19 protein-coding genes are annotated in these 23,074 nt (G+C 69.6%); 9 read left to right on the top strand and 10 right to left on the bottom strand.

What is annotated here, in order from left to right; genetic code table 11:
• Window positions 1–32 precede the first annotated feature (32 nt).
• From NF557_RS04965 to NF557_RS04975, 3 genes are read right to left on the bottom strand one after another with little or no spacing between them, the layout of a single operon-like run.
• On the bottom strand, window positions 33–689 hold the full coding sequence (locus NF557_RS04965) for a response regulator (RefSeq protein ID WP_252622226.1): 657 nt from the start codon (window positions 687–689) through the stop codon (window positions 33–35).
• Entirely contained in the window at window positions 686–2,716 is a 2,031-nt protein-coding gene (locus NF557_RS04970; RefSeq protein WP_252622228.1) for a sensor histidine kinase, read from the bottom strand. The genes NF557_RS04965 and NF557_RS04970 overlap by 4 nt, the downstream gene beginning before the upstream one ends.
• A 32-nt stretch (window positions 2,717–2,748) precedes the next feature.
• Window positions 2,749–3,450, bottom strand: a complete 702-nt coding sequence (locus NF557_RS04975; protein WP_252622229.1) for a hypothetical protein — start codon at window positions 3,448–3,450, stop codon at window positions 2,749–2,751.
• 273 nt (window positions 3,451–3,723) lie between these two features.
• On the opposite strand from NF557_RS04975, the gene leuS reads away from it, so the two are divergent.
• From leuS to NF557_RS04995, 4 genes are all read left to right on the top strand, one after another.
• Window positions 3,724–6,609, top strand: coding sequence for a leucine--tRNA ligase (leuS, locus tag NF557_RS04980; protein ID WP_252623931.1), 2,886 nt, complete (start codon window positions 3,724–3,726; stop codon window positions 6,607–6,609).
• A 53-nt stretch (window positions 6,610–6,662) separates the two neighbouring features.
• Window positions 6,663–7,529 carry a DegV family protein gene (locus NF557_RS04985; RefSeq protein WP_252622231.1) on the top strand — a complete coding sequence of 289 codons (867 nt, stop codon included), beginning with the start codon at window positions 6,663–6,665 and terminating at the stop codon, window positions 7,527–7,529.
• Between the two features lie 164 nt (window positions 7,530–7,693).
• Window positions 7,694–8,698: a helix-hairpin-helix domain-containing protein gene (locus tag NF557_RS04990; RefSeq protein ID WP_252622233.1), complete on the top strand. Its 1,005-nt coding sequence runs from the start codon at window positions 7,694–7,696 to the stop codon at window positions 8,696–8,698.
• The gene (locus NF557_RS04995) at window positions 8,698–10,698 is read left to right on the top strand and encodes a ComEC/Rec2 family competence protein (RefSeq protein WP_252622235.1); all 2,001 of its coding nucleotides are present in this window, start codon (window positions 8,698–8,700) and stop codon (window positions 10,696–10,698) included. The genes NF557_RS04990 and NF557_RS04995 overlap by 1 nt, the downstream gene beginning before the upstream one ends.
• A gap of 24 nt (window positions 10,699–10,722) precedes the next feature.
• Here NF557_RS04995 and NF557_RS05000 read toward each other — a convergent pair whose 3' ends face one another.
• From NF557_RS05000 to NF557_RS17525, 3 genes are all read right to left on the bottom strand, one after another.
• Entirely contained in the window at window positions 10,723–11,589 is an 867-nt protein-coding gene (locus NF557_RS05000) for an NAD-dependent protein deacetylase (protein ID WP_252622237.1), read from the bottom strand.
• A gap of 10 nt (window positions 11,590–11,599) precedes the next feature.
• Entirely contained in the window at window positions 11,600–12,541 is a 942-nt protein-coding gene (locus NF557_RS05005) for a LysR family transcriptional regulator (RefSeq protein ID WP_252622239.1), read from the bottom strand.
• Window positions 12,542–12,621: 80 nt separating this feature from the next.
• Window positions 12,622–13,056: a hypothetical protein gene (locus NF557_RS17525; RefSeq protein WP_256840878.1), complete on the bottom strand. Its 435-nt coding sequence runs from the start codon at window positions 13,054–13,056 to the stop codon at window positions 12,622–12,624.
• 95 nt (window positions 13,057–13,151) lie between these two features.
• On the opposite strand from NF557_RS17525, the gene NF557_RS05015 reads away from it, so the two are divergent.
• The 4 genes from NF557_RS05015 (at window position 13,152) to NF557_RS05030 (ending at window position 17,485) form a co-directional block, all read left to right on the top strand.
• On the top strand, window positions 13,152–13,880 hold the full coding sequence (locus tag NF557_RS05015) for an AIM24 family protein (protein WP_252622241.1): 729 nt from the start codon (window positions 13,152–13,154) through the stop codon (window positions 13,878–13,880).
• Window positions 13,881–13,955: 75 nt separating this feature from the next.
• Window positions 13,956–15,017, top strand: coding sequence for an aminotransferase class V-fold PLP-dependent enzyme (locus NF557_RS05020; protein ID WP_252622243.1), 1,062 nt, complete (start codon window positions 13,956–13,958; stop codon window positions 15,015–15,017).
• A gap of 146 nt (window positions 15,018–15,163) precedes the next feature.
• Complete coding sequence (locus NF557_RS05025; RefSeq protein ID WP_252622245.1) at window positions 15,164–15,919, top strand: helix-turn-helix transcriptional regulator; 756 nt, start codon at window positions 15,164–15,166, stop codon at window positions 15,917–15,919.
• 108 nt (window positions 15,920–16,027) lie between these two features.
• The gene (locus NF557_RS05030) at window positions 16,028–17,485 is read left to right on the top strand and encodes a PRC-barrel domain-containing protein (protein ID WP_252622247.1); all 1,458 of its coding nucleotides are present in this window, start codon (window positions 16,028–16,030) and stop codon (window positions 17,483–17,485) included.
• A 170-nt stretch (window positions 17,486–17,655) separates the two neighbouring features.
• On the opposite strand, the gene lexA is transcribed toward NF557_RS05030, so the two are convergent.
• Window positions 17,656–18,390 (bottom strand): transcriptional repressor LexA, encoded by a 735-nt coding sequence (gene lexA / locus NF557_RS05035; protein WP_252622249.1) that lies wholly within the window; start codon window positions 18,388–18,390, stop codon window positions 17,656–17,658.
• A gap of 224 nt (window positions 18,391–18,614) precedes the next feature.
• Between lexA and NF557_RS05040 the strand changes: the two genes are divergently transcribed.
• Window positions 18,615–19,049 carry a LysM peptidoglycan-binding domain-containing protein gene (locus tag NF557_RS05040; protein WP_252622251.1) on the top strand — a complete coding sequence of 145 codons (435 nt, stop codon included), beginning with the start codon at window positions 18,615–18,617 and terminating at the stop codon, window positions 19,047–19,049.
• A 91-nt stretch (window positions 19,050–19,140) separates the two neighbouring features.
• Here NF557_RS05040 and NF557_RS05045 read toward each other — a convergent pair whose 3' ends face one another.
• The 3 genes from NF557_RS05045 to NF557_RS05055 form a co-directional block, all read right to left on the bottom strand.
• Window positions 19,141–19,626, bottom strand: a complete 486-nt coding sequence (locus tag NF557_RS05045) for a hypothetical protein (RefSeq protein ID WP_252622253.1) — start codon at window positions 19,624–19,626, stop codon at window positions 19,141–19,143.
• A 108-nt stretch (window positions 19,627–19,734) separates the two neighbouring features.
• Window positions 19,735–22,248: a glycoside hydrolase family 65 protein gene (locus tag NF557_RS05050; protein ID WP_252622255.1), complete on the bottom strand. Its 2,514-nt coding sequence runs from the start codon at window positions 22,246–22,248 to the stop codon at window positions 19,735–19,737.
• Complete coding sequence (locus NF557_RS05055) at window positions 22,245–23,003, bottom strand: HAD family hydrolase (RefSeq protein ID WP_306254873.1); 759 nt, start codon at window positions 23,001–23,003, stop codon at window positions 22,245–22,247. The genes NF557_RS05050 and NF557_RS05055 overlap by 4 nt, the downstream gene beginning before the upstream one ends.
• Window positions 23,004–23,074: the final 71 nt, after the last annotated feature.

Raw genomic sequence — 23,074 nt, forward strand, 5'->3', positions numbered from 1 at the left:
CGGTCGGCGGCGCACGATCGGGCTGCTCCGCCTCACCTTGAGCCCGGTGTGCCGAGCCCGGCCTCGCGCGCGGCGACGATGGCCTCGGCGCGGGTGGTGACACCGAGTTTGGTGAAGATCGTCGACACGTAGTTGCGCACGGTCTTGTCCGACAGGTACAGCCGTCGGGCGATGTCCGGGTTGCCCATTCCCTCGGCGATCAGCGCGAGAACGTCCCGCTCCCGACCAGTCAGCGAGGGGAACGGGGTCGTCACGGAGGAGTCGGCGGTGAACAACGACCGGAGACGACGTGCCACACCTGCGGAGTAGACACCCTGTCCGGCGGAGACGGCCTCGAGCGTGCGGCCGATCTCGTCCAGGCCGGCACCCTTGAGCAGATATCCCAGTGCACCCGCCTGGACCGCGGCCAGGACGGCGTGGTCGTCGTCGACCATGGTGAGCACAAGCACCTTGGTGTCAGGCGCCTTGTCGATGATCCGACGAGTCGCCTCCACACCGCCGAGGCCGGGCATCTGCAGATCCATCAACACCAGGTCCGGGCGCAGTGCCAACACCAACTCCACCGCGGCCGCACCGTCCGCAGCCTCAGCGACCACGTCGACATTCAGTTCGCCCAGCAGCGCGCGCAACCCCTGCCGGAACACCGGGTGGTCGTCGACGATCACCACCGTCAACCCTGTGACGCTCATCCATGGATCCTGGGCAGGTGGGCGATGATCGTCGTGCCCGTGCCGTGAGCTGCCCCCGACACCGTGCACCATCCACCGAGTTCCTCGGCTCGCTCACACATCGAGGCGAGACCGACCCCGCGGGTTGCTTCCGCCGGAATGCCGCGGCCGTTGTCGCTGACTCGCACCGTGACTGCGTCGGGCTCGGCGCGCAGAAGCACCTCGACGGCCGATGCGCAAGCGTGCCGGACGGCGTTCGTGAGCGCCTCCTGGGTGATCCGGTAGGCCGCCACCTCAACCGCCGCGGACAGGTCCGTGAGACAGCCTTCAGAGCGGATGCTCACTTGTGGCCCGCCGTGGAATGTTGCGGGGCCGGAGGATCTGAGCGCCCCGAGCAACCCCAGGTCGTCGAGGACCGGCGGTCGCAACCCGGACACCAGTCGGCGCACGTCGTCCACTGCGGTCCGTGCCTGATCGGCGATGTTCTTGGCCAGATCCGCGGCCAGTTCATGGTCGCCGCGCTGCAAGGTCAAGCGCACGGCGTCTGCACCCATGACGACTCCGGCGAGCTGCGGTCCGAGCCCGTCGTGCAGGTCACGACGAAGCCGGCGACGTTCCTCCTCCCGCGAGTCGACGAGGCCGCGGCGAGACGCCTCGAGGTCACCGGAGAGCCGCAGGGCGTAGGCGGCGGAGGCCAGCGGGCCCGCGAGGGCAGTCAGGACATGAAGATCGGCCTGGTCGAGCCCGACGTCCCGGCGGGCCGGACGCGAGGCCACCGTCAGGGTGCCGACCTGTTCGCCGTGCAGCTGCAGCGGGATATCCCCGAGCTGGGTGTCGAGCGCGCCGGACTCTGTGCGGTATTCGGTGCCGTCTGGCATCGGCACGACAACCGCGGCACCGGGCAGTCGCAGCCCCTCCTGGACGGTCCGGATGGCCTCGGCCATGGCTTGCCGGGGCGAGTCTGCTTCGCGGAGGGTCCGATCCACGTCGCGGAGCAGCCCAAAGGGGTCGCCACGGCGTCCATGGAAGAGTCGATCGACGGCGCGCTGCACCCTCACCCTGGCCGGGTGGAAGGCCAGCGCGATCGCGAACACCGCCACGAGCGGCACCATGCCCTGGGAGGTCCCGACCAGCGCGCCGACCCAGGCGACCAATGCGACGTACACCAGTGCCGCGCCGCCCAGCAGTACCCCGGTCACGACGGTCCGGTTCACCACGAAGTCAAGGTCGTACAGCCGGTAGCGCAGCGTCGCCATGGCGAGGCCGGCCGGGATGAAGAGCACCGCGAGGTTGACCGCCCAGGAAGGCCCGAAGTTCGCCACCAGGACGGTGAGCACCACGGCGTAGCCGCACCAGCCGATCTGACGGCGCTCCGTGCCGTCGGCTCGGACGAATCGGACCACGACGGAGAGTGCCGAGAGCACGAGCAGCACCACGAGCACAGGGTCCAGGGCGCCAACGAGCCCGCCCCGGAGGGTGGAGAAGGTTGAGGCTCCCAGAGGATTCTCCACGCCGCTGAAGATGCCCAGCGGTCCGGGCGTTGTCGCGAACTCAACGACCACGAGCGCACCGAACAGCACTGTGGCACCGAGCAGCGGCCACCACGCTCGCGAGAGTGGCCGCCCTTCGGGGACGAGCTGGGGCAACACGGTGGACACGACGAGCCAGACGGGCAGCCAGGCCCAGTTTGTGAGCCAGGCGGTGAACAGGGCCAGTGAACCCGCGTCCGGGGGCAGAGGCGCACTCTCGACTCCGTCCAACACCCACGCGGTGTAGGAGACCGAGGCGACGTAGGCCGCCGAGACGATGCCGGTGCCCAGTAGCAGCCAACCCATCGTGCGTCCCCGAGGCTGATGCACAAGCAACGCACCCGTGGCGGAGAACGTGACCGCGACCACGACCTCGGGTGACTCGAACAGGTAGCGAAGGTATGGCAGATCACTGAGCAGCGGCAGCGCGATCGCCATCGAGGCGAGACCGATCGCCACCACAGCCAGGGTCCGAGCCGCCCACTGGGCGACCCGGTCCAGTGCCCGCACCGGTTGCACCTTCACACCGTAGGGGCAGGCGGCAGTCTGTGTCAGTCCTTCCACCACGCCACGCCGCGACCCCGGAGAATGTGAACCGCGAGTCCCACCGCGCCGGCCAGGTAGAGCCAGTGCGGGTCGACCGGCCCGACTGAGCCGATGCTGAAGTCGAGCAGGATGAACCCGAGCCAGCAGGCCGGGATCCAGCGTGGCACAGCGCCTGTCATCAGCATGCCGATGGTGAGCACCAGCATCCCGAGCGCCGCGCCGACGAAGAAGGGTTGGCCGAACACGACGTTGAGGAGCGTGTCGTCATACACCTCGTTGCTGAGGAACCCAGCTGCTGGTGCCTCCTTCTGGGCGAGCGCTGCACGCCCGATGAGGTCCAGCGTGTGCGTGCCGAGGAAGCCCCACATCCCGATGACCAGCAGGCTCCCGGCAGCCCATGCCGTTCGACGCGCCTTGCGGTGCAGCAGGCGGGCGGCCGCGACGAAGCCGAGCGCCATGAATGGCACGGCAAGCGTGCCCACCAGCAGGAGCGCGGTGATCAGGACGGGGTGGTCTGCGTAGAGCTGGATCTGGTCGGCAGCCGCGTCGGGCCGGTTGCCGACGAACTGTCCGAGCACCGGCTCGAGAGTGTTGCCGGCCGCGCCGATGACCAGCGCCACCGCAGCGAAGCGGTGGCCGAACGGCATTGTGGCACGGCGCGAGGAGTCGGTGGCCGCCACCGGGGCGGCTACAGCGGTCGTGGTCATGGTGCCTCCTGAATCCAGTCGACGGACCTGCCCGTCGGAGTTCCTCCACACTCTTCGCACCGATGTCCCGGGCGCAGGTGAGCGGTGTCCCGACCTTCTTGGGACACCTCCTGGTGCGGGACAGCGGACCCACCTGCGCTAATGTGGATCCATGCGCTGCACGCTCCTTCTTATGCAGCCGCGCTGAGCACGACATGAGCCGGCGCGGCTGACCCCTCCTGGGCGAGGGGCTTTTTTGTGTCACGACGCAGCAGCAACGACTTCGAGGACGAGATGACTGACAGCACGGGCGACACGCAGGCCGGCAACAGCACGAGCGAGACGCCGCACCGCTACACCGCGGAGCTGGCCAACCAGATCGAGGACGCCTGGCAGGACCGCTGGGAGGCGGAGGGCACCTTCCACTCCGCCAACCCCGCCGGCCCCTGGGCGGAGCCGGACGACCCTCGTCTCCAGCGTGGCCACGTGATGGTGATGGACATGTTCCCCTACCCCTCGGGCGCCGGGCTGCACGTCGGCCACCCGCTGGGCTTCATCGCCACCGACGTCTTCAGCCGCTACCAGCGCACCACCGGCCGCAACGTGCTGCACACCATGGGTTTCGACGCCTTCGGCCTGCCCGCCGAGCAGTATGCCGTGCAGACCGGTCAGCACCCCCGCACCACCACCGAGGCCAACATGGTCACCTATCGCCGCCAGCTGCGGGCGCTGGGTATGGGGCATGAGCAGCGGCGGTCGATCGAGACCATCGACCCCGACTTCTATCGCTGGACCCAGTGGATCTTCCTGCAGATCTTCAACAGCTGGTATGACGAGTCGGCCGTCCGCGCGGACGGCCAGCTGGGCGCCGCGCGCCCGATCACCTCCTTGGTCGAGCAGTATGCCGGGGGTCACCGACAGACCCCGTCCGGTCAGCCGTGGGAGCAGCTGACCCCGACCGAGCGCGAGCAGGTCCTGGCGCAGCACCGGTTGGCCTATGTCTCCTCCGCGCCGGTCAACTGGTGCCCGGGGCTGGGCACGGTGCTGTCCAATGAGGAGGTCACCAACGAGGGCCGGTCCGAGCGTGGTGACTTTCCCGTCTTCAAGCGCAACCTGAGCCAGTGGAAGATGCGGATCACCGCCTATGCCGACCGGCTGATCGACGACCTGGACCGGCTGGACTGGCCGGAGAAGATCAAGATCCAGCAGCGCAACTGGATCGGCCGCAGCCAGGGTGCCAACGTCTCGTTCCCGGTAGTCGGCCACGACGAGCAGATCACCGTCTTCACCACCCGCCCGGACACGATCTTCGGCGCCACGTTCATGGTGCTCGCGCCCGAGCACCCGCTGCTGGAGCACATCGTCCCGCAGTCCCACAAGGGTGACGTTGCGACCTACCGCCGCCAGGCCTCGACCAAGTCCGACCTGGAGCGGCAGGCCGACACCAAGGCCAAGACCGGCGTCTTCACCGGCGCGCACGCGATCAACCCGGCCACCGGTGAGTCCATCCAGGTCTGGGTCGCCGACTACGTGCTGATGGGCTACGGCACCGGCGCGATCATGGCCGTCCCCGGACAGGACGAGCGGGACTGGGCGTTCGCCACGGCATACGACCTGCCGATCATCCGTACCGTGGCGCCGACGCAGGGGCACCCCGAGGACGAGGCCTTCACCGGCGAGGGTCCGGCGATCAACTCCGCCAACGAGGAGATCGACCTGAACGGCCTGCCGGTGGACGAGGCCAAGGCCGCGATCATCGAGTGGCTGGCGGACCGGGGCCTGGGCGAGGGGACCATCACCTACCGCCTGCGCGACTGGCTGTTTAGCCGGCAGCGATACTGGGGTGAGCCGTTCCCGATCGTCTGGGACGAGCACGGCGTCGCGCACGCGCTGCCTGACGACCAGCTGCCGCTGACGCTGCCGGACGTGCCGGACTACAGCCCGCGCACCTTCGACCCGCAGGACGCCGAGTCCATGCCGGAGGCGCCGCTGGCGCGCGCCACCGAGTGGGTCGAGGTCGAGCTGGACCTGGGTGACGGGCCGAAGCCCTATCGCCGCGACACCAACACGATGCCCAACTGGGCCGGGTCGTGCTGGTATCACCTGCGCTACCAGGACCCGGAGAACAAGGAGGCCCCGGTCGACCCGGCCGTCGAGGCCTACTGGATCGGCCCGCGCGAGCAGCCGGTGGCCGGTGCCCCTGCGGGGTCCCGCGACCCCGGTGGCGTCGACCTCTACATCGGCGGTGCCGAGCACGCCGTGCTGCACCTGCTCTACTCCCGCTTCTGGCACAAGGCACTGCACGACCTGGGTTATGTCAGCAGTGAGGAGCCGTTCCGTCGGCTGATCAACCAGGGCATGGTCGAGGCCTACGTCTATCGCGACAGTCGGGGCCAGCCGGTCCCGGCCGCGGAGGTCGAGGAGACCCTCGGGGAGAGCGGCGACCCGGCATACACCTGGCAGGGCCAGCCGGTGACCAAGGAGCACGGCAAGATGGGCAAGTCCCTGAAGAACGTCGTGACCCCCGACGAGATGCGCGCGCAGTATGGCTCGGACACCTTCCGCGTCTATGAGATGTCGATGGGGCCGCTGGAGCAGTACAGGCCCTGGGAGACCCGTGCCGTCGTCGGGAGCCAGCGGTTCCTGCAACGCCTGTGGCGCAACGTCATTGACGAGGAGACCGGTGCGGTCACGGTCTCCGATGACGCGTTGGACGAGGCGACCGCCCGCTTCCTGGCGCGCACCGCAGACGGGGTCAGGACCGACTTCGAGCACCTGCGCGTCAACACCGCAGTGGCCAAGATGATCGAGTTCAACAACCACCTGACCAAGCTGGACCGGGTGCCGCGCGTGGCGGTCCAACCGCTGGTCCAGATGGTGGCCCCGGTCGCGCCGCACATCGCCGAGGAGCTGTGGTCGCGCCTGGGTCACCGCGAGTCGCTGGCCTACGAGCCGTTCCCCGAGGCGGACCCGGCACTGCTGGTCGAGGAGACCGTGACCTGCGTCGTGCAGGTCAAGGGCAAGGTCCGTGATCGCCTCGAGGTCGCTCCCGACATCTCCGAGGACGCGCTGCGCGAGCTGGCGCTGGGCTCCGCGCGGATCCGCGAGCTGATCGGCGACGGAGAGCTGCGCACGGTGATCGTGCGGGCGCCCAAGCTGGTCAACATCGTGCCCGCCTGAGCCGATCGCCCGGCCGTCCCGGCCCCCCGCCCTAGACCTGAGAGACTGCTGTCGTGCCCACCGCTGTGCTCACCGACTCGACCGCCTGCCTGCCGCCCGAGCTGGCGGAGCAGGCCGGTGTCCACGTGATCCCGCTGCACGTGACGGTGGGCCGGCAGACGCTCTCGGAGGGGGTCGACATCAGCACCTCCGAGGTCGCCGAGCTGTTGCGTGCCGGCAAGGAGAAGGTCGGCACGTCGCGGCCTGCGCCGGGGGAGTTCGTGGAGGTTTATCGTGCGCTGGTGCAGGAGACCGGCTGCGACTCGATCGTCTCCCTGCACCTGTCTGCCGCGATCTCGGGCACCGTCGAGGCGGCCCAGCTGGCGGCCGCGGCGGTGCGAGATGAGGTGCAGGTGGAGGTGGTCGACTCGCGGGTGCTCGGAATGGCGATGGGGTATGCCGCGTGGTCGGCTGCCGATGCCGCCGCCTCGGGGGCAGACCTGGCGGGGGCGGCAGAGGTGGCACGGGCGCGGTGCGCTGCCTCAGCGACCTACTTCTATGTGGACTCGCTCGAGCACCTGCGTCGAGGGGGTCGGGTCGGGGCGGTCCAGGCGCTGCTCGGGTCGGCGCTGGCGATCAAGCCGCTGCTGACCCTGGCCGAGGGGGAGGTGCAGCTCGAGGAGCGCGTCCGCACCCGGGCCAAGGCGCTGGCGCGGCTGGAGACGAAGTGTCTGGAGGCGGCGACGGCGGTCTCCTCCGAGCGCGGTGTCGACGTGGCTGTGCACCACCTGGGGTGGCGTGAGCAGGCCGAGGGGGTCACGGACTCGTTGCGCGAGGCCCTGCCCGCCGACTGCCGCGTCGACCTGGTGGAGCTGGGGGCGGTCGCGGGTGTCCACACCGGCCCCGGCACGCTCGCAGTGGCGGTGGCCCCACGCGTCTGACCCATGTGCACACCCATTCTCATACAGGTTTTGTTGGTGGCAGACGCAATTTTGTAGTGGTTTTGCAGGTGGCACCGTCAACAGGTGCGCCGCACGCCATCGCGCCGTCCACAGCCTCGCCCCGCGCTGGCTTGTGGGATGGCCGCTCTTCCTAACGTGCTCGTATGGCGGAGCAGGATCGGTTGGCCGCGCTGCTCGAGCGAGCGACCCGGGAGCGACGTGGTGGTGAAGATGACAGGTCGCAGCAGGATGAGACGGGCGACGGGTCGTGGGAGGACGGCTCGCTGGACCTCGACCGCGAGAGCGAGCGTGGTGGGGAGCCCTTGGTGCGCGGCGGCGAGTGGCTGCCGTCCGAGCCCGCGACGGGCCGCCATCGTGACGGGGACGATGGCCCACGGGTGCTCACCGTGCCCGCGTCGCTCCGGTCGGTGGACGTCCGCGTCCGGCCTGGGGCGGTCGTGGCGGTCATCGTCGTGGTGCTCTTGGTCGGGGCCATCTTCGGCGTGCGGTGGTGGTGGGCGGAGCGGACGAGTCAGCCTGTGCCGATCGCACCTGCGGCCACTACCTCGGGCCCCGCTGGACCGCTCGCGGAGGGTGCTGCGCAGCCACTGACTCACGAGGCGCTGGAGGCACCCGCGCTGGGGGCGACCGGCACACCGGGTGCAGGTGGAGCGCAGGCGACCACCGCCGAGCCGCAGTCCCTCCTCGTCCACGTCGACGGCGCGGTGCGGGCGCCAGGGGTCGTGCAGGTCGAGGTCGGTGCGCGCGTGCAGGACGCCGTCGACGCTGCGGGAGGGTTCACGGCCGAGGCCGACACCACCCGGTTGAACCTCGCCCGGCCGGTGGGCGACGGCGAGCGGCTGTGGGTGCCGCGTCCGGGGGAGGACGTGCCCGATCTGGTCGAGTCGGATCCCGGTGGGCCACCCGGCCAGCCACCAGCAGGCGGAGCGGGAGGAGGCTCAGGAGCGGGCGGTGGCGTGCAGGTCAACCTCAACAGCGCGGACCAGGCGGCGCTGGAGGAGCTGCCCGGTGTCGGGCCTGTGACTGCCGCAGCCATCATCCAGTGGCGCACGGAGCACGGCCGGTTCAGCACCACCGATGAGCTGCTCGAGGTCAGTGGGATCGGTGAGGCCACGCTCGACAAGCTCCTGCCGCACATCAGCCTCTGATGGGCGACACGACGGCCGTCCGGGGCCAGCCGACCACGCCTCCCGGGGGACAGCCGAGCCCACCGGATGAGGACCAGGCGAGTCCGCCCACGTTCGACCTGCGGCTGCTGTGCCCGGCGCTCATCGCGTGGGCGACGATGGTCGTGCTCGTCGTCCATGACGCCCGCACTCAGTTAACGGCTGGGCTGGTCGCCCTGGCGGCTGCCGGGCTGGTGGTCCGGTTCCGGTCCAGAGGCCGCCTCCTGCGCTGGCACCACCTCGGCGGCCTCACCGCGCTCAGCTGCGCCGCCACAGCCCTCGTCCTGATCGCGGGTGCAGCCCACCGGGCCTCCGACGAGGTCGGACCCGTGGCCGACCTGGCGCAGGAACGGGCCGTCGTCACCGTGACCGGCACGGTGCTGACCGAGCCGCGACTGGTGACCCGCGGGGACGAGCGACCGGACCTGGTCATCTTCGAGCTGCGCATCCGGCAGATCGAGGCCCGGGGCGAGGTGAGCCGGGTCAGCACGCCGGTCGTGGTCTTCGCCGATGACACCTGGCAGGACGTCTCGTGGCGCAGCACCGTGACGACCCGCGCCCGCCTCGGCCCACCCGACGAGGGGGACTCGGTCGTGGGTGTCCTCACCCCTCTCGACCCGCCCGGTGCGAGTTCACGACAAGGGCTCGTCCTGTCCGGCACCGAGCACGTCCGTGAGCGTCTGCGGCAGTCCGTGCACCCCCTGCCCGTCGACGCCCGTGCCCTGATCCCCGGGTTGGTGATCGGCGACACCTCGCTCACCCCGATGGACCTGAAGGACGCGATGCTCGCCACCGGCATGTCACACCTGAGCGCCGTCAGTGGTTCCAACGTCGCGATCGTGCTGGGGGCCGCCGTGCTGCTCTGCGGTTGGTGCGGCGTGCCCCGTCGTTGGCGACCCCTGATCGCTCTGCTGTCCCTCGTGGGGTTCGTGCTGCTGTGCCGCCCCGAGCCGAGCGTGCTGCGGGCCGGCGCGATGGGAGTCGTCGGGCTGATCGCACTGAGCTCCTCCCGTCGTGCGGCCAGCCTGCCGGCCCTGACGGTCGCGGTCCTCGCGACAGGTCCCTGGCTGCGCTGGCAGGCCGGTCGTCACCCGCGAGTCGCGTGGTCCCTGCTGCTGGTCGGCCTCGCGTTGCTGTGGCCGACGCCCGGGCGGCACGGTTGGCCCCCGCAGCACTGGGTGGTCGCTGGTTGTGATGTGGGGCAGGGGGACTCGTTCCTCGTGCCGACCGGCCCGGGGCGGGTGGTGGTGATCGACACCGGCCCGGATCCGGGTCTGCTCGGGGCGTGCCTCGACCTGCTCGGGGTCCGTCAGGTCGATGCCCTGGTGCTGACCCACTTCCACGCCGACCACGTGGGTGGCCTCGACGCGGTCCTGGGGCAGGTCCCGGTCGCGGCCGCCTATGTCACTCCGGTGCGCGACCCGCCAGCTGATGCCGAGCGGGTGCTGGCCAGTCTGCAGGCCGAGAACATCCCGACGTATGCCGTCACCTCCGGCGACCAGCTCGTCTGGGGCGACGCCGGTCGGGTCAGGGCGCAGGTGGTCTGGCCGCCCAGCCGTCCGTCCATCAGCCCCGGGGGAGGTGCACCGACCCCTGGCGGCCGTGAGCCTGATCTCGGGCGGGGGGCCAACAACGGCAGCGTGGTCCTGGACCTGACGGTCGACGGGGTCCGCATGCTGTTCACCGGCGACATCGAGCCGGAGGCGGCTCGCGGCGTCCGGAGGGCCGTCGCGGGTGAGCGCTTCGACGTCCTGAAGGTGGCCCACCACGGCAGCGCAGCCCAGGACGACGGCCTGGTCACCGGTGTCGGTGCCACCGTCGCCCTGATCGGGGTGGGCGAGGACAACACCTTTGGCCACCCGAGCCGCACGGCCCTGTCCCTGCTGGCCGAGACCGGCACAGTGGTGCTGCGCACCGACCTGGACGGGACCTATGCCGTGGTGCTGGACGAGGGCCAGCTGGCGGTGAGCGCACGCCGATAGCGCGGCCAGGCTGAGTCCGCCCGGCTAGGACGGCAGACAGTCCTCGACCAACCTGGGCAGCACGTCCTGCAACAGGCCGTCGATGCGCAGCGTGACCCACTCATCGCCTCGGGTGGGCCACCGGGTGACGACCGCGACCGGGATGCCCAGGGCGTGGGCGCGCTTGACGAACCGGAGCCCGCTCATCACCTGCAGCGACGAGCCGAGCACCAACAACGCGTCCGCGGCCTCGACGGCGCGGTAGGCCTGCTCGACCAGCGGCTTGGCCACGGACCCGCCGAAGAAGACGACGTCGGGTTTGAGCAGGTCCGAGCCGCAGGTGACGCAGCGCGCGAGCCGGAAGTCGGCGAAGTCCTGGGCAGCCAGCACGATGTCACCGTCGGGGCGGATCTCGTCGCTGTCCGCGCTGAAGCCAGGGTTGGCCTCCGCGATCCACCGATGCACCTCACCGCGCTCGAACCGCTCCTCGCAGTTCAGGCAGACGATGTCAGTGAGGTTGCCGTGCAGCTCGATGACGTCGGTCGACCCGGCGGCCTGGTGCAGACCGTCCACGTTCTGGGTGATCAGCTCCTCGAGGCAACCCGCCTGCTGCAGAGCGGCAACCGCCCGGTGCGCGTCGTTGGGCCCGGCGGACCGAAACCTGGCCCACCCCACATAGCTGCGTGCCCAGTAGCGGCGACGGTTCTCCGCCGACGCCAGGAACTCGGCATACTGCATCGGTTGCACCCGGCGGGAGCCGTCCGGTCCCCGATAGTCCGGGATGCCGGAGGCGGTCGACATGCCGGCGCCGGTCAGGGCGGTGACACCGCCGGCGGCCACCAGGTCGCGCAACGACCGATAGGCGCTCTCGTCCACCGGGTTCGGTGGAGGCAGCAGGATCGGTGAGGTCACGAGCGGGGTCTCAGGAGCCAAGGCTGGCCACGGGCTCGGCCAGGTCGAGTTCTCGGGCACTGACGCACAAGGCGTCGAGCGTGGCCCGCACTGCCGGGACACGCAACAGGTCTGAGGTGGTCACCACCTGCACCGAGCGGCTCGAGCGTGGCTCGAGCGGCAGTGCGCGCACTCCCGGGTGGGACACGGAGGCCAGGATCATGCGCGGGACCAGCGCGACTCCGAGGCCAGCGGCAACCAGGCCGAGGACGGCGACGTAGTCCTCGGTCTCGAAGGCGACCTCGGGCTGGAAGCCAGCCTTGTCGCTGAGGCTGAGCAGGTGGCCGCGACAGCGTGGGCAGCCCGCGATCCACTGCTCGTGCTCCAGTTCGGTGAGGGCGACGACGTCCTGCCCGGCGAGCGGGTGGTCGGCCGGCAGCACGACCGTGACCGGGTCGGTCAGCAGGTCGATGACCTCCAGGCCCTCGAGGTCGTCCTCGCCCCGGCCGGCGTCGGTGCCGTCATAGGTGAAGGCGACGGCGAGGTCGCACAGGCCGGCTCGCAGCGCAGCCAGGGACTCGGGCGGCTCGGCCTCGGAGAACTTCACGGTGACCCCCGGGTGGGCCGCCTTGACGCTGGCCAGGGCCTTGGGGACCAGGGTCGCCGACGAGGACGGGAAGGCCATGAGTCGCACGCGGCCGCTCTGCAGCCCGGCGATGGCCGCGACCTCGGCCTCGGCGTTGTCCAGCGCGGCAAGCACCTGCACCGCGTGGCGGGCGAGCACCTCGCCGGCCTCGGTGAGGCGGACCGTGCGGCCGTGGCGCTCGACGAGCACGGTTCCGGTGCGCTGCTCCAGGCGACGCACCATCTGGGAGACCGCGGGCTGGGTGTAGCCCAGCGACCGCGCGGCGGAGGTGAAACTCCCCTCGGCCGCGATGGCCCGCATGACACGCAAGCCAGCTACATCAAACATGTGGCTAACGATAACCGAGACTTATGCCGCGCCGTGTCTGGCGTATGCCGCGGGGCAGGTGTGCCAGTGGCGCGGCTGGGTCAGAACCCGGGCGGAGGGGGAGGAGGCGGCGGCGGGGTCGGGCTGCCTCCCGACGGCGGAGGCGACGAGAGGTCACCTGACGAGGGCGGGGCATCATGCTGGCCACCCGGAGGCGGCGGGCTCGCCGCGCCACCTGGAGGTGGTGGCGTCTGATAGCTCGGCGGGGGAGGCGGTGGGCTCGTCTGCAGCGGCAGGTCGCGCAGACGCCCCTCGCCGTCCAGTGCTTGCAGCGCCTCGCGCACGCGGGCGAACTCGGCCGCGTCCACGGGCTGACCGTGCTGCTCGCGCCAGGTCAGCAGGCCGTAGTCGCGAAGCAGATGCTCGGCATTTCCACCGCCGGCACCGCTCCAATTGCTTGAGGCCTGCGTGATCGCGGTGTCCGCCTTGGCCGCGAGATCAGTTGCCGCGGCCTTGGCCTTGTCCAGGAATCCCATGACTGCGAGCATAGCCAGGCATGGACACCTCCGACAGTCCGTCGGGGGACTGAGCGCCGACCTGTGGGGGGTCGGCCACGACGAGGGAGCACTGCATGGCGATTCATGGGAAGTTGTTCAACGAGCACGCGGAGAACCAGTCGACGGACCCGTTCGTCCAGCAGAACAAGAAGCTGTTGAAGGTCTCCATGGCCTACGGCCCGGTGTGGGCCAAGACCGGATCGATGGTCGCCTACCAGGGCAGCATCAGCTTCAAGAACCGCGGCTCGGGCGGCCTGAACAAGATGTTGAAGTCGGCCGTGACCGGCGAGGGCGTCGACATGATGGAGTGCACCGGGGAGGGGGAGCTCTTTCTCGGGCAGGACGCCGCCGACATCCAGGTGTTCTATCTCGAGAACGACACGATCTCGGTCAACGGCAACAGCGTGCTCGCCTTCTCCGCGTCGATCGAGTGGGACATCCACCGCGTCCAGGCCCGCGGCGGCATGATGGCAGGCGGCCTCTACAACGTCTCACTGCGGGGCACCGGCTATGTGGCAGTCACCACGCACGGGGAGCCGGTCGCGCTCGACGTCGCCAGCGCGCCCACGTTCGGTGACGCGCAGGCCGTGGTGCTGTGGACCTCCGGGGTCCAGATGGACATCAAGATCGACGCCGGTGGCCTGAAGTCCCTGGTGCGGGGCGGGACGGGCGAGATGGTCCAGATGGCCTTCCGGGGTCAGGGCTATGTGCTGATCCAGCCGTCGGAGGGGGTCGTCACCGGCGGCCATCAGGAGAGCAGCGGTTCCAAGGGAGGCGGCCTCCTCGGCAACCTGATGGAGTGAGACATCACTAGAAGTTATTCAAACAGCGTCAAGTATGGCGTTGTGTAACTCGGTATGGTCCGTCACAGTGGGAGGATGACGACTGTGACGGACCGCCTCGACATCGTGGAGTCGGCGGCCGAGCTCTGGGCGCCGGTGCCTGGCTATCTCAATGCGGCCACCCTCGGGCTGCCACCGCGGGCCGTGATCGAGGCCATGCAACAGGCACTGGTGAGCTGGCAGGCGGGGGAGGGCTGTCCGGTCGCCTATGGCGAGGCGGCAGAGCGCGCGCGTGCCCAGTATGCCGACCTGGTCTGCGTGCCAGCCAGTGCCGTGGCGATCGGGTCGCAGACCTCCGTCCATGTCGGCACGGTTGCCACGTCCCTGCCCGACGGGGCTGAGGTCCTATGTGTGACAGGCGAGTTCACCTCCATGCTCTTCCCCTTCCTGGCGCAGCAGCCGCGGATCACCGTGCGCCAGGTCCCGCTCGCGGAGTTGGCGGGAGCGGTCCGCCCATCGACCGACCTGGTGGCCTTCAGCCTGGCGCAGTCCAGCACCGGCGAGCTGGCCGACGTCACCTCCATCACGGAGTCGGCCGCGCGGCACGGTGCGCTGACGTTGTGCGACGTCACCCAGGCGGCGGGGTGGTTGCCCGTCAGTGCCGCCGACTTCGACCTGACGGTGTGCTCGGCCTACAAGTGGCTCTGCGAGCCGCGGGGCACGTCCTATCTCACGGTCCGGCCGGAGGTGGCCGCGCGGTTCACGCCCAACAATGCGGGTTGGTATGCCGGGCAGTCGGTCTGGGACTCCTGCTACGGCCCCGAGATGGCCCTGGCGCCTGATGCTCGACGCTTTGATGTCTCCCCGGCCTGGCTGTGCTGGGTCGGCGCCGCGGCGGCAGGTGAGGTCTTTGCCGGGCTGGACATTGCCACCGTCCGTGACCATGACATCCGACTCGCTAATGCACTTCGGGACAGGCTCGGTGAGGAGCCCTGCGCGAGGCCCGTCGTCACCCTCGATGATGCGGACGGCTCACGCGCGGCACGCCTCGAGGCCGCCGGCGTTCGCTGCGCCAGCCGTGCGGGCCGGGTGCGTCTCGCCTTCCACGTCTGGAACACCGACGCTGACGTCGATCTCGTCGCGTCCGCACTGACCTGATCCGGCCTGCTCGCAGCGCTGGCACGGTGATTTTCGAGTGTCCTAAGCGTTTTGTTGGGGTATAGGGCATTTACAGTCCGGGTAAAGTGCGCCACAATAGCGTGGTGCTGGGGACTCGTGATCCATACACGCTTGCCGTTGACTTGGTGACGGCCGCCTCGCACGCGCCCGAGGGCATCGAGGAGCGCGTCGGCGCGATCGTGAACCTGCTCCTTCCCGCGCTGGACTGCAGCGTCGGCCTGCTCGTCCGCGCGGATGCCCCACGCCTCGTGATCCAGGTCATCGGCGGGACCACGGCGGTGAACGCTGGCATGTCCAAGCAGATCCGCAGCCAGCTGTCCCGGCCGTTGCTCCGGCCGGTGGTGACCGGCAATCTGGCTCCCACCAGTGCCGCTCGCGCCTACGGCGAGGCCGACTGGCAGCAGTCGGCGATCAGAGCGGAGGCCCTGCAGACCTTGGGCGTCGACCAGTTCGCACACCTGCCGATCTATGGCGGCCCCGGACTGGTGACCTTTGTCTTCGGGCGCAGCGGTGAGGACTTCACCGACCAGAACCTGGCACTGCTGGCCAGCGTGCAACCTGTGGTTGCCGGCCTCGGCAAGCTCCTCCAGCTGTCTCGGCCCACACCCTCTGCTGTCCTTGGCATCATCGCGATCGAGGTGGACAGTTGCGACGGGGGAGGGGATCTCCTGAAGCTCACCGACCGGGAGATCGAGGTCCTGCAGCTCCTGGCCCACGGCCACACTGCCGCGGTGATCGCGCGTGTCGCCGACTGCTCACTGCGGACGGTGCACCGTCACCTGGGCAACATCTACGACAAGCTAGCCGTGGGCGATCGTCTCAGCGCGGTCAACCGGGCGCAGGCGCTCGGCCTCCTCGCCCCCGAGACTGTCGATGCCTAGGGGCAGTTCCCCCGGTCAACTCGGGTGGCGCGTGCTCAGGCGGCGGGATACGTTCGACTCGATCCCTGGCACTGGGTCCGGGGACTCTTCGAGCAAGGAGTAGTGCACGTGCCCATCAACAGCGAACACCTTGCCAGTCTCACCGACGCCGATGTGATCGACCAGAATGGTGACAAGGTCGGCAGCGTGGGGCAGATCTACCTTGACGACGCCACTGGGCAGCCGGCGTGGGCCAGTGTCAAGAGCGGGCTCTTCGGGCTGCGGGAGTCTTTTGTGCCCCTGAACGACGCCAACGTGGCGGACGGCAACATCCAGGTCCCCTACACCAAGGACCAGGTCAAGGACTCCCCGCGTGTGGACGCCGAGGATCACCTGGACGACAGCCAGCAGTCCACCCTCTTCTCCTACTACGGGGTCGATCGAGGCGCAGCGACCGGTGACCAGGCCAGCGCTGGCGCGCCCGACAGCACTGCGATGTTCGGCAGTGATGAGACTGCCCAGGACATGACCAGCTCGCGGACCGAGGGCATCCCGACCGAGGAGAGTCAGACCGAGGAGGCTCGCGACGGCGCAGTGACCTCCGAATACACCACGCCCGGGGTTGACGACGTGACGACCGGTGCGGGAGTCGGCGACAGCGGCAACGACCTGGGGAGCGGTTCGCTCACCGAGTCGGGCACTACCACCGGCGCCGAGGACCGGGACGGAGACGCGGATCGTGGCGACGCGCAGTCGGGCGTCTTCCAGGAGGCCACCCCCGCCGGTGACGCCGACTGGTCTGCCGAGCAGGAGCCTGCAGCACCCACGTCGCAGCCGTGGGCGATGCCCAGCTCCGACCCGGCGGATGAGGAGCCGACAGATGCCAACCGCTCGGGTTACACACCCGACCAGCCAGCAGCCCACGCGGCCGCCTACGAGGGACGTGGTGAGCCCGCGGACTCGGCCGCTGGCAGTTCGATGGACGGTGAGCAGTTCGGCACGGTCGAGCCGGTGACGGCTGACTCCGGCCCGGACATCGGGTCGACGACCGGTGACTACGGCGAGTTCGAGCGGATCGAGGACCAGCAGGGCGGGGACGCAGCTGCTGCGGACGACGGCGTCGTGAGCGGGTCGCAGTCCCAGACCGGCACGGGCTACCCCCAGGACGACCGTGGCGGTCTCGGTGCTGCCGGGGCGGCGGTTGGCGGTGCTGCCTCAGCGGGCTATGCCGCAGACGTCTCGACCACGGCCTACGAGACCCCCGGCGCGGAGACGGGCGACCCGATCACCGGCACCACCCCGCCGGCTGCCTTTGCCTCCGACGTGGAGCAGCCGGCTGACGGGCTGACGCGTCCGGACGACACGCAGACGGACGACACGCAGGCGGCGGAGGCGCAGGAACTTGAGGCACACGCGGGCGAGGTCACCGATGAGGAGAGCACGCTCGCGGCCGGGACCGATGCCGGTGTCGACGAGACCGGTGAGCCGGAGGTGTTCGGACCCGAGGGCTACCGCCCTGACCGGGACGGCACCGAGATGTCGGACGAGGAGCGCGAGCGCCTCAATCAGGCACGAAGCGCCCTCTGAACCCTGACGCCCCACGCACGACAGCACCTACACACGACAGCGCCGTCCGACCATCGGGTCGGACGGCGCTGTCGTCGTGCTAGGTGCCACCTGGCGGGGAGGGGGGAGGACTGCCAGGTGGCACCGGTCTGGGACAGCACGTCACCAGGGAAAGGTGTTCCTGCGCGTGCTCAGACCCGGCGCAGGACTGCGGTGACCTTGCCGAGGACCACAGCGTCGTCACCATCGATCGGGTCGTAGGCCTCGTTGTGCGGCATGAGCCACAGCTTGCCGTCCGTGCGCTTGAACGTCTTGACCGTCGCCTCGTTGTCCAGCATGGCCGCGACGATGTCGCCGTTGATCGCGTCGTCCTGACGACGCACCACGACCCAGTCGCCGTCGCAGATGGCCGCCTCCACCATCGAGTCACCGACCACCTTGAGCAGGAACAGCTCACCGTCACCGACGATCTGACGGGGCAGGGGGAAGACATCCTCGACGGCCTCCTCGGCCAGGATCGGTCCACCGGCCGCGATCCGGCCCAGGACGGGCACGTAGGACGCGGCAGGGCGTGCGTCACCGATGCCGGTCTCGTCGTAGATCTCCGCACCTGAGGCAGTGGCCTCCTCGGCTGCCGGCGTCCGGCGATAGCCCGGTGCCTGACCTTCACCGGAGCCCGGCAGGACGACCTCGATGGCGCGCGGACGGTTGGGATCGCGGCGCAGATAGCCCTTCCGCTCCAGCATGCGCAGCTGGTAGGCCACCGACGAGGGGGAGGCCAGCTGCACCGCCGTGCCGATCTCGCGCAGGCTCGGCGGGTAGCCGCGTTGGTCCACGGAGTCGCGGATCACGTGCAGCACCTTCTCCTGGCGGGGAGTCAGGTCCGCTCGCCCGTCCCGGTCCGGCATCTCGTGAATGTCAGCCATCGTGTTGCCCCTCTCGCTCCCTGGCGACTCCCTGGAACTGCAGGTCAGGGGGTCTGTCAGTGGTCCCTGGTTAGGTATTTGACGTGAGCACATCGTACGAGCATTCGAACGCCGAGGCAAACACCAGTTCGACGTGGCGTGTCGACAACAGTCGTACGGCTGTGCTAGAAATGACACAAGCGTCCGACGGACAAGCGTTCGGGACACGGAAAGATGGAGGAACCATGAGCGCCATCGCACTGCATGACCTGACGGCACCTGACCTGATGGACCGGGACTTCCCGCCCGCGCCGGGCGTCCGGAGCTCAGGGCGCGGCCACCTACGGCTCGTGACGGCAGACGACCTGCCTCAGACGGGGGCGATGCGGGCCCCTGCCGGGACCCCGTTGACGCTGACCCGCCGTGCCCGGTTGCTCATGACTCTCACCGTGGCCGGTGCCCTGGTGGTGGTGATTGCGGCCGCGATGGGCGTCTTCCCGGCGATGGCCGCAGGCAGCCACACTGTCGTGGTGCAGCCGGGTCAGACGCTGTCACACGTCGCGGTGGCCGAGCTGCCGGAGCTGCCCATGGACCGCGCGATCGTGCAGATCCAACTGGCCAACGAGATGAACTCCTTGGACGTCCAGGCCGGCACGGTCCTGCAGATCCCCCAGCCCTGAGCGGTTCCGCGCAGTCGCTGTGCTGGTCGGGCGGGGTCGGTGTGCTGATCGGGCGGGGTCGCTGTGCTGATCGGGCTCGTCGGTGCGCTGATCAGGCCTGGTCGGCGGGGCTGGTCACAGCCTCCCAGACGACCGGCAGCTGCTCGCTGGGGATGAAGTAGCCACTGATGTGCGGGTCGAACATCAGGCCGTGGATGTCAGCGGCCGTGTAGGTCTCATTGGACTCGACAACCTCAGTCGGCGGCAGCGCGATGGCGTGCAGGTCCTCGTCCGGGCCGATCATCTGCTGGCGCACCGCGAAGTCACGAGCTCGCTCCGAGGATGTGAACGCCAACAGCATCAGCTGCCCATCGATCTCAGCCGCGGCAGGTGACTCGGCGCCGGTGTCGCCGACGGCGATGAACCACCAGTGGTCCAGGCCCATGGTCACGCGCCACAGAGCGGCCATCCCGACCTGGTCCTCGGGTCCGGTGACCTGGGCAGCGAGACGGTCCGTCTCGTTCTCGGCAGGCAGGTCGCGCTGCGCCGAAGCGGCCGGGTCGGACGGCTCGGAGGAGGGGACGGTGGCTTCGTTCATAGGTCCAGTCGATCACACTGAGAGCCAAAACGTCCTCTCACGGGGCACAGTGATGCCATCTTCTGCACCAGGTCGAGCCGGCGCCGACAGGCGTCTCGTCGCCCCGGATCAGCCCCGCGGGGTGGCTGGAATGATCCGCTGCCCCTCCTGGGTGTAGCCGCCCACAACTGGGGTCGGGGGCAGCACACCGTGGATGCTGGGGCCCATGCCGTCCAGCGGGACCACGACCTCCTCGGAGCCGACGGTGAACTCCTCGCCTCGCACCTCGACCTCGATCGGGGCGCCGTCCTCGACGCGCAGGCGGATCTCGGTGGAGCGCACGACCACGTGCAGCCGCGACCCGAGCCAACTCATCCGCCAGCCCAGCTCGGGCCACGACTGCGGCAGGCGCGGGTCGAACTGGAGCCCGCCCCAGTGGTCCCGCATGCCACCGAACCCGGAGACCAGGCCCGCCCAGACCCCACCGGTCGAGGCCACGTGCACCCCGTCTGCGGTGTTGCCCTGGCGGTCGGCCAGGTCGACGAAGAGTCCGTCGTAGAAGTAGCGCAGGGCCATCTCGTGATATCCGACCTCTGCGGCCACGATCGACTGCACCACGGCGGACAGCGTGGAGTCGCCGGTCGTGATCGGGTCGTAGTACTCAAAGTTGGCGCGCTTCTCCTCCAGCGTGAAGAACTTCCCGCCCAGGAACATGGCCAGCACCACGTCGGCCTGCTTCAGCACCTGGAAGCGGTAGATCACCAGCGGGTGGTAGTGCAGGAGCAGCGGTCGCTTCTCCTGCGGGGTCCTGGCCAGGTCCCACACCTCCCGCTCCAGGAAGTGCAGGTCCTGCGGATGGACCCCCAGAGACTCGTCATACGGGATGAACATCCCATCTGCCGCACGCTGCCACTCGATCACCTCCTCGTCCCGCAACCCGAGCCGCTGCACTGCTCGCGCGTAGTCCCGCGGGTCAGAGGCCCGCAGCTCGGTGACCGTCCGGACGGCGTGGAAGAGGTTCTCCCGCGCCATCACGTTGGTGAACAGGTTGTCGTTGACGACGGTGGTGTATTCGTCGGGTCCGGTGACCCCGTGGATGTGGAAGGTGTTGTCCCCGTTGGTGGCCCAGAAGCCCAGGTCGGCCCACAGCCGGGCCGTCTCGACCAGGATGTCCACTCCTTCGGCGAGCTCGAACACCCGGTCGCCGGTGGCCCGGACGTACTGCACCAGGGCATGGGCCACGTCGCCGTTGATGTGATACTGCGCGGTGCCCGCCGCGAAGTAGGCCGACGCCTCCTCACCGTTGATCGTGCGCCACGGGAAGAGTGCGCCCGCCTGCGACATGTCCCGGGCCCGGGTCCGGGCCGCGTCCAGCATCTGGTGGCGGAAGCGCAGCGCGTTGCGTGCGATCTGCGGGCAGGTGTAGGTCAGGAACGGCATCACATAGATCTCGGTGTCCCAGAAGTAGTGCCCGCTGTAGCCCGAACCGCTCACCCCCTTGGCCGAGATGCCGTTCGTCTCGGCCCGCGCGGACGCCTGGGCCAGCTGGAAGAGGTTCCACCGGATCGCCTGCTGCACGGCCGGCTGCTCGGGCGTGGTGACGTCGGCGCGTCCCCAGAAGTCGTCCAGCCAGGCGCGCTGGTCCTCGCGCAGGTGGACCACCCCCTCGGCCCGGACCCGGTCCAGGGTGCGCTGGCACCGGTCGGTGAGCTCACGCACCGGGACGCCGCGGGACGTGTGGTAGGTGACGTACTTGGTCAGGTGGATCGGCTGCCCCGCCCTGGCCTTGATCCGGAAGACGCTCTTGGCGCTGTCCTCCTCGGCGATGACCTCCTCGTCGAACTCGTTGTCCGTCTCGATCGCGTGGTCGATGGCCAGGGCCAGCGTCATCCGGGACTCGTGGCAGACATAGCCGAGGACGGCGCGTCCCTGTCCCTCGCTCACCCAGTGGGCCTGCGGGTCCAGGACGCGGCGGTCAAAGCCCTGCGCCTTGCGCGGGTCGTCGCCCTCGCCCATGGCGGCGGCGCGCACGTGGTATTCGTCGAACCCGTCCTGCCGGTTGAGCACCTGGCTGGAGATCACGATCGGGGCGTCGCCGTCCAGCATCTCCACGTCCATCGTCATCACGGCCAGGTGACGCTCGGTGAACGAGACCATCCTGGTGGTGGTGACCTTCACGCGCTTGCCGGACGAGGTGCGCCAGATCAGCTCGCGCCGCAGGTGCCCGTCGCGGAAGTCCAGGGTCCGCTCGTAGTGCTCGAGATCGGCCTGGGCGAGCAGCAGCGGCTCGTCGTCGACATAGAGCTTGATGACCTTGGGGTCCGGCACGTTGACGATCGTCTGCCCCACCCGCGCCAGGCCGTAGGCGTCCTCGGCGTGCTGGATGCTCCACGTCTCGTGGAAGCCGTTGACGAAGGTGCCGTGGGTGTGCGTGTCGCGGCCCTCCTCGACGTTGCCGCGCAGCCCGAGATAGCCGTTGCCGACAGCAAACAGGGTCTCGGTCACGCCGAGGTCGGTGCCGTCATAGGTCGACTCGACCAGGGCCCATTCGTCGACCGGGAACCTCGTGCGGTCCATCGGGTCGGTGGCCGGTGAGACCAGCGCTCGCTCATGGAGCCCGTGGTCGGTCTCGCGCAAGCTCATCGCGGCTCTCCGATCAGCTCGGCCAGGTCCTGCACAACCACCTCGGCACCCGCGCGCAGCAGCGCCGGCTCACCGGCCCCCCGGTCGACCCCCACGACGAGACCGAAGTCTCCGGCAGCCCCGGCCTGCACCCCGCTCAGCGCGTCCTCCAGGACCACGGACCGGGACGAGGGAACGCCGAGCTGTTTGGCGGCATACTCATAGGTGTCGGGTCGCGGCTTGCCCGGCAGCTCCTGCTCCACGGCGACCACGCCGTCCACGACGACCGGGAAGCGGTCCGCGATCCCGGCCGCGCGCAGCACCTCCGGGGCGTTCTTGGACGAGGAGACGACCGCCATCGCGACCCCCACCTGCTCGAGGTGGTCCATCAGGGCCAGCGACCCGGCATACGCCGTGATGCCGTCGGTGCGCAGTACCTGGGTAAACAGCTCGTTCTTGCGGTTGCCCAGACCGCTGACGGTCTGAGCGTCGGGCGGGTCCTCAGGAGTGCCCTGCGGCAGGGTGATGCCGCGGGCGGTCAGCAGGGCGGCGACGCCCTCGTAGCGCGGCCGCCCGTCGATGTAGGCGAAGTAGTCGTCCTCCGTGTAGGGCTCGCCGACCCCCTGCGCGTCGAAGAAGTCGGTGAACATCCGGGCCCAGGCGCTCATATGCACCTCGGCAGTCGGGGTCAGGACCCCGTCGAGGTCGAACAGGGCTGCGTCGTAGTCGTCCCAGTACACACGCCCCACCCTAGGACTCCCTGGGGTGGGGCGCATGACACGGGACCGGTTGGTCTGGCGGGGACGACGGGCGTATGCCGATGTGCCGGGTGCGGCGGTTGCGTCGG

The sequence above is a fragment of the Ornithinimicrobium cryptoxanthini genome (assembly GCF_023923205.1).
GTDB lineage: Bacteria > Actinomycetota > Actinomycetes > Actinomycetales > Dermatophilaceae > Ornithinicoccus > Ornithinicoccus cryptoxanthini.